The 16,186-nt window shown below is 63.0% G+C and carries 17 protein-coding genes; 9 read left to right on the forward strand and 8 right to left on the reverse strand.

The window, feature by feature from the left end; all coding sequences use genetic code 11:
- Nucleotides 1–41: 41 nt before the first annotated feature.
- From J5M57_RS00940 to J5M57_RS00970, 7 genes are read left to right on the forward strand one after another with little or no spacing between them, the layout of a single operon-like run.
- Nucleotides 42–719: a thermostable hemolysin gene (locus J5M57_RS00940; RefSeq protein WP_083368765.1), complete on the forward strand. Its 678-nt coding sequence runs from the start codon at nucleotides 42–44 to the stop codon at nucleotides 717–719.
- On the forward strand, nucleotides 709–2,190 hold the full coding sequence (locus tag J5M57_RS00945; protein ID WP_207849825.1) for an AMP-binding protein: 1,482 nt from the start codon (nucleotides 709–711) through the stop codon (nucleotides 2,188–2,190). Before J5M57_RS00940 ends, J5M57_RS00945 begins: the two co-directional genes overlap by 11 nt.
- Nucleotides 2,187–2,861 (forward strand): iron-containing redox enzyme family protein, encoded by a 675-nt coding sequence (locus J5M57_RS00950; protein ID WP_169841350.1) that lies wholly within the window; start codon nucleotides 2,187–2,189, stop codon nucleotides 2,859–2,861. The genes J5M57_RS00945 and J5M57_RS00950 overlap by 4 nt, the downstream gene beginning before the upstream one ends.
- A complete protein-coding gene (locus tag J5M57_RS00955; protein WP_207849826.1) occupies nucleotides 2,848–3,657 on the forward strand; it encodes an SDR family oxidoreductase in 810 nt (269 codons plus the stop codon). Before J5M57_RS00950 ends, J5M57_RS00955 begins: the two co-directional genes overlap by 14 nt.
- Nucleotides 3,654–4,298: a tetratricopeptide repeat protein gene (locus J5M57_RS00960; RefSeq protein ID WP_064588000.1), complete on the forward strand. Its 645-nt coding sequence runs from the start codon at nucleotides 3,654–3,656 to the stop codon at nucleotides 4,296–4,298. Before J5M57_RS00955 ends, J5M57_RS00960 begins: the two co-directional genes overlap by 4 nt.
- Nucleotides 4,299–4,309: 11 nt before the next feature.
- Nucleotides 4,310–4,972, forward strand: a complete 663-nt coding sequence (locus tag J5M57_RS00965) for a response regulator (protein WP_169841349.1) — start codon at nucleotides 4,310–4,312, stop codon at nucleotides 4,970–4,972.
- On the forward strand, nucleotides 4,969–6,363 hold the full coding sequence (locus J5M57_RS00970; RefSeq protein ID WP_207849827.1) for an ATP-binding protein: 1,395 nt from the start codon (nucleotides 4,969–4,971) through the stop codon (nucleotides 6,361–6,363). Before J5M57_RS00965 ends, J5M57_RS00970 begins: the two co-directional genes overlap by 4 nt.
- Here the strand turns inward: J5M57_RS00970 and J5M57_RS00975 are convergent.
- The 6 genes from J5M57_RS00975 to J5M57_RS01000 form a co-directional block, all read right to left on the reverse strand.
- On the reverse strand, nucleotides 6,334–6,912 hold the full coding sequence (locus tag J5M57_RS00975; RefSeq protein ID WP_169841347.1) for a LysE family translocator: 579 nt from the start codon (nucleotides 6,910–6,912) through the stop codon (nucleotides 6,334–6,336). The two genes, J5M57_RS00970 and J5M57_RS00975, sit on opposite strands and share 30 nt — an antisense overlap.
- Before the next feature lie 68 nt (nucleotides 6,913–6,980).
- On the reverse strand, nucleotides 6,981–7,820 hold the full coding sequence (locus J5M57_RS00980) for an AraC family transcriptional regulator (protein WP_207849828.1): 840 nt from the start codon (nucleotides 7,818–7,820) through the stop codon (nucleotides 6,981–6,983).
- A 102-nt stretch (nucleotides 7,821–7,922) separates the two neighbouring features.
- Nucleotides 7,923–8,618 (reverse strand): arsenical resistance protein ArsH, encoded by a 696-nt coding sequence (arsH, locus tag J5M57_RS00985; protein WP_169841346.1) that lies wholly within the window; start codon nucleotides 8,616–8,618, stop codon nucleotides 7,923–7,925.
- Between the two features lie 9 nt (nucleotides 8,619–8,627).
- The gene (locus J5M57_RS00990; RefSeq protein WP_207849829.1) at nucleotides 8,628–9,098 is read right to left on the reverse strand and encodes an arsenate reductase ArsC; all 471 of its coding nucleotides are present in this window, start codon (nucleotides 9,096–9,098) and stop codon (nucleotides 8,628–8,630) included.
- Nucleotides 9,099–9,123: 25 nt separating this feature from the next.
- The gene (locus tag J5M57_RS00995) at nucleotides 9,124–9,471 is read right to left on the reverse strand and encodes a metalloregulator ArsR/SmtB family transcription factor (RefSeq protein WP_207849830.1); all 348 of its coding nucleotides are present in this window, start codon (nucleotides 9,469–9,471) and stop codon (nucleotides 9,124–9,126) included.
- Between the two features lie 181 nt (nucleotides 9,472–9,652).
- The gene (locus tag J5M57_RS01000; protein WP_064588006.1) at nucleotides 9,653–10,537 is read right to left on the reverse strand and encodes a LysR family transcriptional regulator; all 885 of its coding nucleotides are present in this window, start codon (nucleotides 10,535–10,537) and stop codon (nucleotides 9,653–9,655) included.
- 133 nt (nucleotides 10,538–10,670) lie between these two features.
- On the opposite strand from J5M57_RS01000, the gene J5M57_RS01005 reads away from it, so the two are divergent.
- Nucleotides 10,671–12,323, forward strand: a complete 1,653-nt coding sequence (locus J5M57_RS01005; protein ID WP_207849831.1) for a GMC family oxidoreductase N-terminal domain-containing protein — start codon at nucleotides 10,671–10,673, stop codon at nucleotides 12,321–12,323.
- A 139-nt stretch (nucleotides 12,324–12,462) separates the two neighbouring features.
- Nucleotides 12,463–14,085: an MFS transporter gene (locus tag J5M57_RS01010; protein WP_064588008.1), complete on the forward strand. Its 1,623-nt coding sequence runs from the start codon at nucleotides 12,463–12,465 to the stop codon at nucleotides 14,083–14,085.
- A gap of 166 nt (nucleotides 14,086–14,251) precedes the next feature.
- Here the strand turns inward: J5M57_RS01010 and J5M57_RS01015 are convergent, their stop codons facing one another.
- Together J5M57_RS01015 and J5M57_RS01020 are read right to left on the reverse strand one after the other, a co-directional pair.
- Nucleotides 14,252–14,620, reverse strand: a complete 369-nt coding sequence (locus J5M57_RS01015) for a DUF427 domain-containing protein (RefSeq protein ID WP_207849832.1) — start codon at nucleotides 14,618–14,620, stop codon at nucleotides 14,252–14,254.
- Nucleotides 14,621–14,769: 149 nt separating this feature from the next.
- The gene (locus tag J5M57_RS01020; protein WP_207849833.1) at nucleotides 14,770–16,176 is read right to left on the reverse strand and encodes a serralysin family metalloprotease; all 1,407 of its coding nucleotides are present in this window, start codon (nucleotides 16,174–16,176) and stop codon (nucleotides 14,770–14,772) included.
- Nucleotides 16,177–16,186: the final 10 nt, after the last annotated feature.

Consider the following 16,186-nt stretch of genomic DNA (forward strand, 5'->3'; position numbering starts at 1 on the left):
TTCGATACTCCGCTCAAACCATTGAGGGAGGCGTTCTGCCCATGCCCGAATTCGACTGGAACATCCCCCTTCCCCTGCGCTTCGGTCAAGCCGAAACGCCGCAGATGACCTTGACCGGCGCGCTGCCCGACGACGCGCTGCGAGAGACCTTCGAAGCCTTCATCCAGCAACGTTTTCGCAAAGCCCACGGCGCTGACATCCGACACTTTATGCCCGAGCTGTTCGGCATGCACAACGGCGACGGCGAACTGTGTGCGGTGGCCGGGGTGCGCCGAGCGCATCTGCAGCCGCTGTTTCTGGAGCGCTACCTGGATGAGCCGATCGAACCCTTGATCAGTGCGGCGGCGGATCGTGCGGTTGAGCGCAGCGCCATTGTCGAGGTCGGCAACCTCGCCGCCAGCGACACCGGCAGTGCGCGGCTGAGCATCATCGCCATCACCTACCTGCTGGCGATGGGCGGCCTGGAATGGGTGACGTTCACCGGCAACATCGGGCTGGTCAACAGCTTCCATCGGCTCGGTCTGAAGCCAGTGACATTATGCGCCGCCGACCCGGAACGACTGGGTGACGAGCGTCAACACTGGGGCAGTTATTACGAAAGCAAACCCTGGGTGCATGTCGGCAACATCCGCGCCGGCTTCATCCATCTGCGCAATATCGGCCTGTTTACCCGCCTGGGTCTGCCGGGTTCGATTGAAGGAGCCTGCCATGTTGCTTGAGCTGCAACGCTTCCAGGAAACCTTGCGCGACCATGCCCGGCGCAATGACAACACCACCGCCCTGTGGGGCGACACGCTAAAGCTCGATTACGCCACGCTGTACGCCGAGGTGCTGTATCGCCAGGAGCGCCTGCGCGATGAACAGGCGCAGGTGATTGGCCTGGCGCTGGATAACGGTGTCGACGCGATGCTGTGGGATCTGGCCGTGCTGTTCGAAGGCCTGACCTGCGTGACCCTGCCGCCGTTTTTCAGCCCGGCGCAACGCGCTCATTGTCTGGCGCAAAGCCAGGCCGAACGAGTGATCGCCGAACCTGAACTGGAAGCCGAACTGCTCGCCGCCGGCTATGAACAACGTGGCGAGTTCTGGTGCCGCACGTTCGATGGCCCGAGTCGGATGCCGGCCGGCACCGCCAAACTGACTTTCACGTCCGGCACCACCGGCACGCCGAAAGGCGTGTGCCTGAGTGCCGACAGTCTGCTGCGCGTGGCGCGGGAGCTGGAGCAGGCGAGCAAGTCCACCGATCCGCAGCATCATCTGGCGCTGTTGCCACTGGCGATTCTGCTGGAAAACCTCGGCTGCTACGCCGCGCTGTACGCCGGTGCGACGTTGAGTCTGCCGAGCCAGAAAACCCTGGGCATCCAGGGCGCCAGCGGCGTCGATGTCCCGCACCTGCTGGGCTATCTGGCCGGACGGGCGCCGGAGAGTCTGATCCTGGTGCCGCAGTTGCTGTTGTTACTGGTCAGCGCCGCCGAGCAGAAGGCCTTCGACCCGCAAAAACTGCGCTTCGCCGCCGTAGGGGGGGCGCGGGTGTCGGAGGATTTGCTGCACCGCGCGCAGCGTGTCGGTCTGCCGGTGTTTGAAGGTTACGGCTTGTCCGAGTGCGCCTCGGTGGTGTGCCTCAATCGCCCCGGCGCGCGGCGTCCGGGCAGCGTCGGCCAGCCGCTGCCGCACGTTGAAGTGCGCCTGGCCGAGGACGGTGAAGTGCTGATCAAGGGCTCGACCCTGCTCGGTTATCTGGGCGACACAGCGTACGCCGAGGAATGGTGGCCAAGCGGTGATCTGGGCGAGTTCGATCCGGAAGGTTTTCTCTACCTCAAGGGCCGCAAGAAGCACCAGTTCGTCACCAGTTTCGGACGCAACGTCAACCCGGAATGGGTCGAGTCCGAACTGACCCAGCGCCGTCACATCGCCCAGGCCTTCGTCTACGGCGAGGCCCTGCCGCACAACCACGCCCTGCTCTGGCCGCACCGCGCCGATTGCAGCGACGCGGAGCTGGCAGCGGCGGTCGCTGAAGCCAACGAAGCCTTGCCCGATTACGCCCAGGTTCATCGCTGGACACGCCTGCCGCAACCGTTCACCGCCAGCAATGGTTTGCTCACCGCCAATGGCCGCCCGCGCCGCGAAGCGATCGTCGCGCAGTACCACGCCCAACTGACTGAATCCGCTGTTTCCGAGGAGTCCGCATCATGAGTTTTTTCGACACCCTGCAAGAAGCCACGCAACAGGAACGCCATGAGCTGTTCAACTTGCCGATCATCCTCGATGCCCTGCAAGGCAAGGTCAGCCTCGACAGCTATCGGGCGTTTCTCGCGCAGGCGTACTACCACGTGCGCCACACCGTGCCGCTGATGATGGCCTGCGGTGCACGCCTGCCGACACGCCTGGAATGGCTGCGCAAAGCGGTGGCCGAGTACATCGAAGATGAATACGGCCATGAGCACTGGGTGCTCAACGACATCGCTGCGTGTGGCGGTGATCGCGATGCGGTGCGCGACGGCCAGCCTTCGCTGCCGATCGAACTGATGGTGAGTTTTCTCTACGACCTGATCGCGCGCGGCAACCCGGTGGGCCTGTTCGGCATGGTCAACGTGCTCGAAGGCACCAGCATCGCCCTGGCGACCCACGCGGCAGGCAGCATTCGTGAGCGTCTGGCGCTGCCGGACACCGCGTTCAGCTACCTCAACTCGCACGGTTCGCTGGACATCGAGCACATGCAAACCTATCGCCGACTGATGAATCAGCTGGAAGATCCGCAGGACCAGGCGGCAGTGATCCACGCCTCGAAAGTCGTCTATCGCCTGTACACCGACATGTTCCGTGGCCTGCCGCGTGACGCGGAGACTCAACATGCAGCTGCGTGACGCACGGGTAGTCTTGACCGGTGCCAGTGGCGGCATCGGCATGGCGATTACCGAGGCCTTGTGCGCCGCCGGTGCCAAGGTGCTGGCCGTGGCGCGGCATGACGAGGCGCTGGCGCCGCTGCTGGCGCGCTACCCCGACAGCCTGTGCTGGATCGCCGCCGACCTGACCTTCCTCAGCGACCGGCGCAAAGTGCTGGCCGCCGCCGAAGCCATCGGCGGCATCAACCTGCTGATTAACGCCGCCGGGGTCAACCACTTCGCCATGCTCGAGCAGCTGGATGACAGCGAGATCAACGCGATGCTGGCGGTGAACATCAGTGCGCCGATCTGCCTGACCAAACTGCTGCTGCCGCTGCTCAAAGAGGCCGACAGCGCCATGGTGGTGAATGTCGGCTCCACCTACGGCTCGATTGGCTACGCCGGTTACGCCAGTTATTGCGCGACCAAGTTCGCCCTGCGCGGTTTCTCCGAAGCGCTGCGCCGGGAACTGGCCGACACCCGGGTCAACGTGCTGTATGTAGCGCCCCGGGCCACCCGCACATCGATGAACAGCGCGGCGGCGCAAGCCTTGAACGATGCGCTCAAGTCCAACGTCGATGACCCGCAAACCGTGGCCTCGGCGGTGGTCCATGCGATTGCCGGCGACCGTCGCGACTTGTACCTGGGCTGGCCGGAGCGCTTTTTCGTGCGCCTCAACAACCTGCTGCCGCACTTGGTGGATCGAGGCTTGCGCAAGCAACTGCCGCTGATTCGCCGCCTCAGTGAAAAACCCGACAACGAGTCTCTGAAGCCATGAAAAAACTTAGCGCATGCCTGTTGTTCGTCGCCCTCAGCCAAAGCGTCTGGGCGCTGGAACCGGCCGATCAGCAGCGCCTCAACGGGATCCAGCAGAGTTGGGCGCACATCCAATATGAAGTGGCAGAAAAGCAACGCGCCGCCGCGTTCGAGCAGCTGGCGTCCGACGCCAGCGCTTTCACCACCCAGCGTCCGGCGGTGGCCGAAGCGTGGATCTGGAAAGGCATTGTCACCAGCAGTTGGGCCGGCGCCCAGGGCGGGCTCGGCGCGCTGGGCAAGGCCAAGGACGCCAAGGCTGATCTGGAAAAAGCCCTGACGCTCGACCCCAAGGCTCTGCAAGGTTCGGCCTACACCAGCCTGGCGGCGCTGTATGATCGCGTCCCGGGCTGGCCGATCGGTTTCGGCGACAGCGACAAGGCCGAGCAACTGCTCAAGCAAGCCTTGCAACTGAACCCGGACGGCATCGACAGCCTGTACTTCTGGGGCGATCACCTCTACCGTCAGAAGCGCTACGCTGAAGCCAGGGCTGCGTTGCTCAAAGCGCTGCAAGCCGCGCCGCGCCCAGGCCGGGAAACCGCTGATGCCGGGCGCCGGAAAGAGATCGCCGCCCTGCTGGTGGACGTGAACAAGAAACTCGACTGACAGGAGTCCGCGTGCGTTTATTACTGATTGAGGATGACGTCGCGCTCGGTGAAGGCATTCATCAGGCGCTGGGCCGCGAGGGCTACACCGTCGACTGGCTCAAGGACGGCAGCAGCGCATTGCATGCGCTGCTCAGTGAAACCTTTGACGTGGCGGTGCTCGATCTGGGCCTGCCGCGCATGGACGGCCTCGAAGTGCTGCGCCGTCTGCGCGCCAACGGGTCGAACCTGCCGGTGCTGATCCTCACCGCCCGCGATGCCACCGAAGACCGCATTGCCGGGCTGGACGCCGGCGCCGACGATTACCTGGTCAAACCGTTCGACCTCGCCGAACTCAAGGCGCGCCTGCGCGCCTTGTTGCGGCGCAGTGCCGGCCGCGCTCAGGCGCTGATCGAACACGCCGGTATCAGCCTCAACCCCGGGACTCAGCAAGTCAGTTATCAGGGGCAGCCCGTCGCCCTGACGCCCAAGGAATATCAGCTGCTCCATGAACTGCTGTCGCCGCCGGGCCGGGTGATGACCCGTGATCAACTGATCCAGTTGCTGTACGGCTGGAACGAGGAGGCGGAAAGCAACACCCTGGAAGTGCACATCCATCACTTGCGCAAGAAATTCTCCACCGACCTGATCCGCACCATTCGCGGTGTGGGTTATCTGGTGGAGGAGCGTCGATGACCTCGATCCGGCGCCGCACGCTGACGCTGATCATCGGTTTGCTGCTCACCGGTCTGGCCGTGCTCAGCGTATTCAACCTGCACGACAGCAACCACGAAATCGCCGAAGTCTACGACGCGCAACTGGCGCAAAACGCGCGCCTGTTGCAGGGCGTGATGCGCATGCCGCTGGCGAGCAAGGAACATTCGCAACTGTATCAGGCGTTCAATCAGGCGCTCAGCGAAGCCAAGCCGCGGGTTGACGGTCACCCTTACGAAAGCAAGATCGCTTTCCAGGTGTGGAACCCCAAGGGAGAAGTGCTGGTGCACACCGCCAGTGCCCCGTCGTTTACCGCGCCGCCGACGCAACCGGGCTTCAGCGATGTGGTGGATCTGAATAACCGGCACTGGCGCGCCTTCATGCTGGAAGACCCGCAGAACGGCCTGCGCATCTGGGTCGGCGAACGCGATGATGTCCGCACTGATCTGGTCGACCGCATCGTGCGCCACACGCTGTGGCCGAACGTGCTGGGCAGTCTGATTCTCGCGGCAATGGTCTGGCTGGCCATCGGCTGGGGCCTCAAGCCGCTGGCGAACATGGCCGCGACCCTGCGTGCCCGACACAGTGGCTCGCTTGAGCCGTTACAACTGACCCCGCTGCCCAGCGAACTGGAACCGATGCAGGCGGCGCTGAACCGCATGCTCGCGCAGATCCAGGAAGTGCTCGGCCGCGAACGGCGCTTCATCGCCGACGCCGCCCACGAGATGCGCACACCGCTGGCGGTGCTGCGGGTGCACGCGCAAAACCTGCTGGAGGCCGGCACCGAACAGGAGCGCCGCGAGTCCTTGCAGTTTCTGATTTCTGGCGTCGACCGCGCCAGCCGTCTGGTCAACCAGTTGCTGACCATGGCCCGCCTGGAACCGAAATCCAACCCGCCGCCGCTGCAACGCATCGACCTCAGCGAAACCGTGCGCAACAGCCTCGTGCAACTGACGCCGTGGCTGCTGAGCAAACACCTGGAACTGGCCTTCGAAGACAGCGAGCAAGCGCTGCACGTCATGGCCAGCACCGCCGCCATCGACATCGCCCTGAGCAACCTGATCACCAACGCCGCCAACTTCTCCCCGGAGAACGGCGTGATCACCGTCAAGCTGAGCGAGGCCGACGGCTGGTGCCTGCTGAAGGTCGAAGACCAGGGCCCGGGCATCGACGAGGCGGACCGGGCGCGGTTGTTCGAACGCTTTTACAGCCGCGGCAACGTCAACGGTGCGGGCCTGGGGCTGACCATCGTCAACACCATCGCGTTGCGCCTGGGTGGGCGGATTACCCTGGTCAACCGGGCTGAAGGTGGGTTGTGCGCAACGTTGTCGGTGCCGCTCAGCTTAGCTGTGGAGCAGCGCAGCGGCGGATGAAAGCACCAGCAGCACCGCGAGGATCCGGTTCAGCCACTGCAACTGCGCCGGATTGCTCAGCCAGCGTGCCGCGCCCCGACCGAGCAGCGCCCACAGCGCCAGACACGGCAACGACACCAGAAAGAACGCCAGGCACAACGCATTCAAGCCCTGCCCCTGCGCGGTGAACACGCTGATCACGGCAATCGCCATCATCCACGACTTGGGGTTGACCCATTGCAACAGCGCGGCGCCGAGCAGGCCCAGTTCGGGCTTTTCCTCGCCGGCGGCGGGATCGATGGCGGTGGCCGGCGCCGTGAAAATCTGCCACGCCAGCCACAACATCCAGCACATCCCCAGCGCACTGATCACCGGGCGCACGCCGGGCAGCATCAGCGTGCTGGCCCCCGCACCGGCTACCCACACCAGTGACGCGGCGCCCGCTCCCGCACCGAGAATGATCGGCAGGCACGGCCGCCAGCCGCGTCGGGCGCTGGTGCTGAGGACGATCAGGTTGGTCGGCCCCGGGGTGATCGAGGCAACGAAGGCAAAGAGAATGAACGCAAGCATGGCACGGCCCTGTAGAAAGTCAGGGCCTACTGTGGCGGTTGCATAAAGCTGCGGTCTTGAACGTTTGTTCAGCGGCGAAAGGTGCCGATCGCGCGTTGCTGATAGACGCCCGGGGTGATGCCATAGGCGCGCACGAACCAGCGGCCCAAGTGGCTCTGGTCGGCAAACCCGAGCCTGCTCGCCACCTCCACCGGTTGCACCCCGGCAGCGAGCAATTGCCGGCCACGGGTCAGGCGCAACTGGATCAACCACGCGTGCGGCGCCAGGCCATAAGCAGCCTTGAAAGCGCGGGTCAGACGAAAGCGATCGGTGCCGCAAACTTCGGCGAGGGTGTGCAGGCTGATGTCCTGCTCGTGATAGGCCATCAGGTAGTCCCGGGCCTGGCGGGCAATCAGCGGTGCACGCAAATTGGCGCAGGGTTGCGGGCGCCGATAGAGGTGCAGCGCCAGGCGTTCAAGCAGCGCATCCAGCGCCACTTCGCGGACCATGCGCACGTCCTGTTTATGCAGCGAGTTGAACGCGAATAGCGTGGCGCGGGCCAATTCGGGATCGTCGTTGAGCACCGTGCCAATGCCCGGCAAGCCGCCAGCGCAGCCGTCCAGTTGCAGGCCGTCCAGCGCCTGTTCGAGCCACGCCGGTTGCAGGTACAGCATGCGATAGGTAAAGCCGTCCGGGCTCGGCGCATCGCCGTCATGAATGTCCCCGGGTTCGAGCATGAAGACTTTGCCCGGGGTGCTGTCATGCCGTGCCCGACGGCTGTTGAAGCGCTGCACGCCTTGCTCGGTGAAGCCGATCAGGTAGGTCTCATGCCAATGCGGATCGTAGGCGTGCGCGTGCCCGGCGAAATGCGCGTGCAGGGTTTCGATGCCGGTTTCCCGGTCGTGGGCAAGGTCGATCCAGTTACTCATGGCTTGAATACGCTGATGGGCTGGGGTCAGTAATCCACAAATGCCCCTGAACGGCTAGAACGTTTGTGCATTGCCCGACCGATGAACGCGTGGCGCGGCGTTTCAGATCGAGCGCTGATTGACCCGCGCCATCAACTGCTCGGCGCTTTCCTTGCGTTCGGAATAGCGATCCACCAGAAATGCCTGGCGGTCACGCAGCAGCACGGTGAACTTGACCAGCTCTTCCATCACATCGACCACGCGGTCATAGAACGGCGACGGTTTCATCCGCCCCGCCTCGTCGAATTCCATGTAGGCCTTGGGCACCGAGGACTGATTGGGGATGGTGAACATGCGCATCCAGCGCCCCAGCACGCGCAATTGATTGACCACGTTGAACGACTGCGAACCACCGCAGACCTGCATCACCGCGAGGGTCTTGCCCTGGGTCGGACGCACCGCGCCGAGCTCCAGCGGAATCCAGTCGATCTGCGCCTTGAACACCGCCGACATCGCGCCGTGACGCTCCGGCGAACACCAGACCTGGCCCTCCGACCACAACACCAGCTCGCGCAGTTCCTGGACCTTGGGATGATCGACCGGCGCATCGTCCGGCAACGGCAAACCGGACGGATTGAACACCCGGGTTTCAGCACCGAAGTGCTCCAGCAAGCGCGCGGCCTCCTCCACCAGCAAACGGCTGAAGGAGCGTTCGCGGGTCGAGCCGTAGAGCAACAGAATCCGTGGTTTGTGCTGATCAGGCGTGATGGTTCGACCCTCGAACAGGCTCAGGTCGAGATTGGGCAAATGCTCTGACATGGATCCTCCTTACAGCGCGCCGATGTCATCGAGCGCAGTTTTCAGTTCGGTGCGGCTGAGGCGATTGAACGGCAGGTCGAGGAAGGCTTTGCAGCGTCGCTCGATGTGCGCCAGCGTGGTACGGAACGCCGCGTCGATGGCCGCTTCGTCACCCTGCACATCGGACGGATCTTCCAGCCCCCAATGGCTTTTCAGTGCCGGGCCGAAATACACCGGGCAGCCTTCGCCGGCGGCCTTGTCACACACGGTGATGACGATGTCCGGCGGGTTGCCTTCAAAGGCGTCGTTGCCTTTGCTGGACAAGCCCTCGGTTGAAATCCCGGCCTGCTGCAAGGTGCTCAGGCTGCGCGGCAGCACCTGGCCCTTGGGGAAACTGCCGGAACTCAGCGCCTCGAAACCCGGCGGCGCGAGGTGGTTGAACAACGCTTCGGAAAGAATGCTGCGGCAACTGTTGGCCGTGCACATGAACAGGACTCGCATCGGTGGCTCCGGAAAAATGAACGGTTCAGCAGCAGGCGGTTTCGCGGCCAGGACGGCCGTCCATGTTCTGCAGGCGACAGGCATTGTCCTTGAGCCAATCGGCGTTGGCCTTGGCGGTGACGTGCAGGATTTCGTGCACCCAGTCCGGCAACTGCGGATTGAGTCGGTAATACACCCACTGGCCCTGACGGCGATCAAGCAGCAAACCGTTGCTGCGCAGTTGCGCCAGGTGGCGGCTGATTTTCGGCTGACGGTCATCGAGGGCGCACATCAACTCGCAGACACACAGCTCACCCTGCTCGGCAATCAACAGGGTGGCGCGGACACGGGTTTCGTCGGCCAGGCTTTTGAAGAGTTCGGTGGGGGTGAGCATGGGGCGGACTCAAACATATGGAAAACCGAATATACGGACATCCATATATTATTCAACCCCGAATGCGACCTCTTGTAGGAGTGAGCCTGCTCGCGATAACGGTGTATCAGACGACTTCTGTTTCACAGACACACCGCTATCGCGAGCAGGCTCACTCCTACAGGTTTTTTTGTTGTCAGGACTATCCCCGCAACAACCCCTGCTCCGCCTCGCACAACCCCACCACATAATCCCAGACCACCCGCAGCCGCACCGATTTGTGCAACTCGCGCCGGGTGCTGATCCAGTAGCTGCGCTCGATGCCCTCGTCTGGCAACAACGGCACCAGATCGGGATCGGACGCGGCCATGTAGCACGGCAGCACAGCAATGCCCAACCCCGAACGCGCCGCTTCCTGCTGGGCGATGACGCTGGTGCTGTGGAACACGACGCGCGGGCTGCGGCAGAAGCTGTTGAGGAACATCAGTTCCTGGCTGAACAGCAGATCATCCACATAACCGATCCACGCGTGCCGCCCAAGGTCTTCGCGGCTGCGCAACGGCGGCGCGTTGTCGAGGTAGCGTTGGCTGGCGTAGAGCGCGAGCCGGTAGTCGGTGAGTTTGCGCGTGACCAGCATGTCGGCGGCCGGGCGCTCCAGATGAATGCTGATTTCCGCCTCGCGGTTGAGGATGCTGACGAAGCGCGGCACGGCGACCAGTTCCACTTCCAGTCCCGGATAGCGTTCAAACAGGCCGATCATGCGGCTGGCGAGAAATTTGACGCCGAGTCCTTCGGTGACGCCAACGCGGATCTTGCCCAGCGGCGCAGTGGACTGAGTGATTTCTTCCTGGGCCAGCAGCGCGACGTTTTCCATCGCTTCGGCGTGCTTGAGCAGCGCCTCCCCCGCCGGGGTCATCTCGTAGCCCTGCGCATGCTGGACGAACAGCGCGGTGCCGAGGCTTTTTTCGATGGCCTCGATGTGCCGGGCAACAGTGGCATGGGTGGTGTTCAGGCGCCGGGCGGCGGTGAGCAGGCGACCGCTGCGTTGCAGTTCGAGAAAAAACCGCAGGTCGTTCCAGTCGAACATGGCAGGTCCTTGTCAGCTAAGGTCAGTTGCGGCTGTTTGAAAACGCACAGCGGCTGCGCAAAAACTAACATTCTTTTGACGAAAGCTAACAACTAGAGTGTCCGACAATAAAAACAAAAAGCGAGGTCAGGGAATGCAGACTTCCCTTGAGCAATACGACTACATCGTGGTCGGCGCCGGCCCTGCCGGGTGTTTGCTGGCCAATCGGCTGTCGGCGGATAAACAGCAGCGCGTCTTGCTGCTCGAAGCCGGCGGACGCGACAACTATGCGTGGATTCACATCCCCGTCGGTTATCTGTTCTGCATCGGCAACCCGCGCACCGACTGGTGCTTCAAGACCGAAGCACAACCCGGCCTGCAGGGCCGCAGCCTGAGCTACCCGCGCGGCAAAGTGCTGGGTGGCTGCTCCTCCATCAACGGCATGATCTACATGCGCGGCCAGGCCGGCGACTACGACGGCTGGGCGGCCGAGGGCAATCCGGGCTGGGCCTGGAACGACGTACTGCCGCTGTTCAAACAAAGCGAAAACCACTTTGCCGGCGCTGCCGAATTTCACGGCGCCCAGGGCGAATGGCGGGTCGAGCAACAGCGCCTGTCGTGGCCGATTCTCGACGCCTTCCGCAGCGCCGCCGAGCAAAGCGGCATCGCCAGCATCGATGACTTCAATCAGGGCGACAACGAGGGTTGCGGTTACTTTCAGGTCAACCAGAAGGCCGGGGTGCGCTGGAACGCCGCCAAGGCTTTTCTCAAACCGGTTCGTGACCGGGCCAATCTGACCGTGCTGACCGGGGTCGAGGTGGATCGGGTGCTGCTGGAAAACGGTCGTGCGTCGAAGGTCAGCGCACGTCACGAAGGCCAGGTGCAAAGCTTCACGGCGCGCAAGGAGATCATCCTCTGCGCCGGCGCCGTGGGCTCGCCGGGCATTCTGCAGCGCTCCGGGATCGGCCCGCGTTCGTTGCTGGAAGGCCTCGGCATCGGGATGATTCATGAATTGCCGGGGGTTGGCGGCAACCTGCAGGATCACCTGCAACTGCGCCTGATCTACAAACTGCAAAACGCGCGCACCCTGAATCAGATCGCCGGCAGCGTCTGGGGCAAGATGGGCATGGGCCTGCGTTACCTGTACGACCGTAGCGGGCCGTTGTCGATGGCGCCGAGTCAGCTCGGGGCGTTTGCCCGTTCCGGGCCGGAGCAGACTTCGGCCAACCTCGAATACCATGTGCAGCCATTGTCGCTGGAGCGTTTTGGCGAGCCGCTGCACAGTTTCCCGGCGTTCACCGCGTCGGTGTGCGACCTGCGCCCACAGAGCCGTGGGCGGATCGACATCCGCTCGGCAGACCCGCAAGCCGCGCCGCTGATTCAACCCCATTACCTCAGCCATCCCGAAGACCTGCGCGTGGCCGCCGACGCCATCCGCCTGACCCGCCGCATCGTCAGCGCCCCGGCCCTGCAAGCGTTCAAACCGGTCGAGTACTTGCCCGGCGCCAGCCTGCAAAGCGAGGAGCAACTGCACGAAGCCGCGGCAAAAATCGGCACGACGATTTTTCACCCGGTCGGCACTTGCCGCATGGGCCAGGACGCTGACGCGGTGGTCGATGCGCAACTGCGCGTGCATGGCGTACCGGGCCTGCGCATCGCCGACGCCTCGATCATGCCGCGCATCACCTCGGGCAACACCTGTTCGCCTACGCTGATGATTGCCGAGAAGGCGGCACAGCTGATCCTCAATCCCAATGTTGTAAACACAACCCCTGTAGGAGTGAGCCTGCTCGCGATGACGGAATAACATTCAACATCTGCGTTGGCTGATACACCGCTATCGCGAGCAGGCTCACTCCTACAGGGGACCGCGTTTAATTCAAGGCTTCACCCGGACACGCAACACCAGTGGAACAACAAAAACAATCACTGTGAGGGATACCGACATGTCAGAACACGCTCAGCCGCTGGACGCCGCGAGCGGCGCCAGCACCAGCAATGCCACGCAGAAAGTCATCTTCGCCTCGTCTTTGGGGACGGTGTTCGAGTGGTATGACTTCTTCCTCTACGGCGCCCTCGCGGCGGTGATCAGCAAGCAGTTCTTCGCCGGGGTCAACGACACCACCGCGTTCATCTTCGCGCTGATGGCTTTCGCCGCCGGGTTTATCGTGCGGCCGTTCGGGGCGCTGGTGTTCGGTCGGTTGGGGGACATGATCGGACGCAAATACACCTTCCTCGCGACCATCATCCTGATGGGCATCGCGACCTTCTGCGTCGGCCTGCTGCCGACCTACGCCAGCATCGGCATCGCCGCGCCGATCATCCTGGTGGTGCTGCGCATGCTCCAGGGTCTGGCGCTGGGCGGTGAATACGGCGGCGCCGCGACCTACGTCGCCGAGCATGCGCCGATCGGCAAACGCGGTTTCCACACCAGCTGGATTCAGTCCACCGCCACCCTCGGCCTGCTGCTGTCGCTGCTGGTGGTGCTCGGTTGCCGCTACTTCACCGGCGATCAGTTCGAAGTCTGGGGCTGGCGCATTCCGTTTCTGCTGTCGATCGTGCTGCTGGGCATCTCCACCTGGATTCGCCTGAGCCTGCACGAGTCGCCGGCCTATCTGAAAATGAAAGAGGAAGGCAAAGCCTCGAAGGCGCCGATCCGCGAATCCTTCGGCAAATGGGAAAACCTCAAGGTTGTGCTGATCGCGCTGTTCAGCATCAATGCCGGGCAAGCGGTGACCTTCTACGCCGCGCAATTCTATGTGCTGTTTTTCCTCACGCAGTTCCTGAAAATGGACCCGGCGGTGGCCAACAGTCTGCTGATCATCAGCGTGGTGATCGGCGCGCCGTTCTTCATCTTTTTCGGCTGGCTGTCGGACAAGGTCGGACGCAAACCGGTGCTGATGCTCGGCCTGTTGCTGGCGACGGCGCTGTACTTCCCGATCTTCAAATCCCTGGCCCACTACGCCAACCCGGCGATCGATCAGGCCAGCCGTCAGGCACCGATCACCGTGCTGGCGGATCCGGCGACCTGCACCTTCCAGTTCGACCCGGTGGGCAAGGCCAAATTCGACAGCCCGTGCGACAAGGTCAAGACCTTCCTGGTCAAGCAAGGCCTGCCCTACACCAGCGCCGCCGCCCCGGCCGGCAGCGGCGTTCAGGTGAGCATCGGCGACATGAAGATCGACGGCTACGATGAGTCTGCCCTGCGCGGCGCAGTCACCCTCGCCGGCTACCCGCAACAGGCGGACCTGCAACAGATCAACAAGCCGATGATCGTCGCCCTGATCGTCGCGCTGATCATCATCTCGGCCATGTGCTACGGCCCGCTGGCTGCGCTGATGGTCGAACTGTTTCCGACCCGCATCCGCTACACCTCGATGTCCCTGCCGTATCACATCGGCAACGGCTGGTTCGGCGGGTTCCTGCCCACTGTGTCGTTCGCGCTGGTGGTGTACACCGGGGATATTTTCTATGGGCTGTGGTACCCGGTGCTGATTACCGGGGTGAGCCTGGTGGTGGGGATGATCTGTCTGCGTGAGACGAAGAATATCGATCTGGACAAGAACTGAATGCGAGCTGACCACCACCTATAAGGACTGAGCTTACCTGTGGCGAGGGAGCTTGCTCCCGCTCGACTGCGTAGCAGTCGCAAACCCTGCAATTGCGGTGATTGGGGGCCGCTTCGCGGCCCGGCGGGAGCAAGCTCCCTCGCCACAAATGATGGTTTGGCTGAATTTACGCGTCAGCCTCGATCACCTCGAACTTCACCTGATCCGGATAAAAGGCCACATAGTCCTTGATCTGTTCAACCGAGATTTTCGGTTTCTCGTACGTCCACACCGCGTTCGCCCCCTCATGCCCCGGCACTTGCAGGCTGAAGTAATTGGCATCGCCCTTGTACGGGCAGTAACTGGTGTGGTCGGTGCGGGCGAAGTATTTCTCGTCTATATCCTCACGGGGGACGTAGTACACCGGCGGGTAGTTGGCCTCTTTGAGGACCAGCACGTGAGAGGACGCCGCGACCTGGATGCCGTGGAATTTCACTAGCAGGCAATCGGGGAGTTGTTCGAGGGTGATGACGGGGTTGAGACCGGTGGTGCTCATGAGGTTTCTCCTGAATACGGCGCAGAGACCGGATCAGGTATAGCCCATAGGGTCAGGTCAGGGCGATTTTGCAGCCGAACGGCCAGAAGCCCCTCACCCTGACCCTCTGCCACTGGCAGAGGGTCAGGGTGAGGGCCGCTCTTCAGGCATCAGACAACAATGTCAGTCGCCACCGCCTGCCCCACCACACCCACGGCAAAGTCAACCTGCCCCTGCCCGGTCAGATCGACCAGCAGCCCGGTCTGACCGTTCTGCGCGTAGTAAGTCAGGATCGCATCGCCCGCGTGGCCGGTGAAACTGCTGACGAAGTTCAGCGACGCCGCCCCCGTGGCAAACGCGGCGATGCCCGAGAGGTCGATCTTGTCCACGCCGCTCTTGAAATCCATGATCCAGTCCGGCTGGTTGTCGGTCGAGTCGCTGGCCGCGCCGAACACGAAGGTGTCTGCGCCCTCGCCGCCCCACAGCACATCCGCGCCGCCACCGCCGTAGAGGATGTCGTTGCCGGCACCGCCGAACAGATGGTTAACCGCCGAATTGCCGATCAGCAAGTCATTGCCCGAACCGCCCACGGCGTTTTCCACGGTCACGCCGTAAGCAATCGACACGTTGCCCACCAAGCCGCCGACGTCAGAGAACGAACCTTCATTGAGGTTGATCTTCTGGTTCTGGGTGAAGCCGGAGAAGTTCAGAGTGTCATCGCCGCCGCCGTCCCACACCGAGAACACCAGTTTCGACGACGCCGATGTCGCGCTGTAGTAATCGCGCCCGGCGTTGGAGCCGAAACCGTAGGTGGTGTTATCGGCGCGAGTCTCATAGTTGGCGCCGTAGAGTTTCTGCACCGCAACGATATCGTCGAGCAACGGCGCCGAGGCGTAGGCGCCGCTGCCGTCCTTGCTGAAGTTCTGGTCGGTGTTGGCTTCGCTCCAGTAGCTCATCAGGCTATAGCCACGGGTGTCTTCGGCGTATTTGGCGTCGTTGTAGGTCGGGCTGCCATTGCCGGCGTTGTAGGCGCCGGGGTGCGACAGGCCGAGGGTGTGGCCGATCTCGTGGGTCAGGGTCTGCCGCCCGTAGTTGTTGGTGTCCGGGGTCTTGTTGACCTGATATTGATTGTTGATCAGGTACCACGACTGGCCGTCGTAGCTGCCGCCGCTCGGCAGGTAGGCGAACGCCGCGCCGCCGGTGCTGACGTCGTAGTTGCCGAAGGTCATGTGGCCGTCGCCGCCCTTGCCTTCAGTGAACGTCACCTTGGCCACGTCGGCCCAGGATTGCATCGCCAGTATGGCCTGAGCCTTTTGCTGCGCGCTGAACTGGCTGAAGTTGCCGAGATTCGGGTTGTAGTTCGCCGGCTTCTCGGTCAGGAAGGTGTAGGTCAGGGAGATTTTGCTGTCGCCGTTCTTGTCGTGCCACGACAGGTTTTTGCGCAGGATTTCGTCGGCTGCCTGGTCGGCGGTGAACGACGGTTTGCCGTTGACCAGGCCGACGCCGCGGTCATACAGATGGCTGAAGGCATTCACTTCGTCGTAGGCGCTGCTGGTTTTCGCTTTGGCTTGAGCCATGGTGGACTTC

This window comes from Pseudomonas sp. 86_A (assembly GCF_017491705.1).
Classification (GTDB): domain Bacteria; phylum Pseudomonadota; class Gammaproteobacteria; order Pseudomonadales; family Pseudomonadaceae; genus Aquipseudomonas; species Aquipseudomonas koreensis.

What these genes read in the sequence shown, in the direction of transcription:
- J5M57_RS00990 (WP_207849829.1), bottom strand. Translation starts at nt 9,098, where the DNA reads ATGCGAGTCCTGTTCATGTGCACGGCCAACAGTTGCCGCAGCATTCTT.
- J5M57_RS00955 (WP_207849826.1), top strand. Translation starts at nt 2,848, where the DNA reads ATGCAGCTGCGTGACGCACGGGTAGTCTTGACCGGTGCCAGTGGCGGC.
- J5M57_RS00950 (WP_169841350.1), top strand. Translation starts at nt 2,187, where the DNA reads ATGAGTTTTTTCGACACCCTGCAAGAAGCCACGCAACAGGAACGCCAT.
- J5M57_RS01000 (WP_064588006.1), bottom strand. Translation starts at nt 10,537, where the DNA reads ATGTTCGACTGGAACGACCTGCGGTTTTTTCTCGAACTGCAACGCAGC.
- J5M57_RS00960 (WP_064588000.1), top strand. Translation starts at nt 3,654, where the DNA reads ATGAAAAAACTTAGCGCATGCCTGTTGTTCGTCGCCCTCAGCCAAAGC.
- J5M57_RS00940 (WP_083368765.1), top strand. Translation starts at nt 42, where the DNA reads ATGCCCGAATTCGACTGGAACATCCCCCTTCCCCTGCGCTTCGGTCAA.
- J5M57_RS00975 (WP_169841347.1), bottom strand. Translation starts at nt 6,912, where the DNA reads ATGCTTGCGTTCATTCTCTTTGCCTTCGTTGCCTCGATCACCCCGGGG.
- J5M57_RS01005 (WP_207849831.1), top strand. Translation starts at nt 10,671, where the DNA reads ATGCAGACTTCCCTTGAGCAATACGACTACATCGTGGTCGGCGCCGGC.
- J5M57_RS00995 (WP_207849830.1), bottom strand. Translation starts at nt 9,471, where the DNA reads ATGCTCACCCCCACCGAACTCTTCAAAAGCCTGGCCGACGAAACCCGT.
- arsH (WP_169841346.1), bottom strand. Translation starts at nt 8,618, where the DNA reads ATGTCAGAGCATTTGCCCAATCTCGACCTGAGCCTGTTCGAGGGTCGA.
- J5M57_RS01010 (WP_064588008.1), top strand. Translation starts at nt 12,463, where the DNA reads ATGTCAGAACACGCTCAGCCGCTGGACGCCGCGAGCGGCGCCAGCACC.
- J5M57_RS00970 (WP_207849827.1), top strand. Translation starts at nt 4,969, where the DNA reads ATGACCTCGATCCGGCGCCGCACGCTGACGCTGATCATCGGTTTGCTG.
- J5M57_RS00945 (WP_207849825.1), top strand. Translation starts at nt 709, where the DNA reads ATGTTGCTTGAGCTGCAACGCTTCCAGGAAACCTTGCGCGACCATGCC.
- J5M57_RS01020 (WP_207849833.1), bottom strand. Translation starts at nt 16,176, where the DNA reads ATGGCTCAAGCCAAAGCGAAAACCAGCAGCGCCTACGACGAAGTGAAT.
- J5M57_RS01015 (WP_207849832.1), bottom strand. Translation starts at nt 14,620, where the DNA reads ATGAGCACCACCGGTCTCAACCCCGTCATCACCCTCGAACAACTCCCC.
- J5M57_RS00980 (WP_207849828.1), bottom strand. Translation starts at nt 7,820, where the DNA reads ATGAGTAACTGGATCGACCTTGCCCACGACCGGGAAACCGGCATCGAA.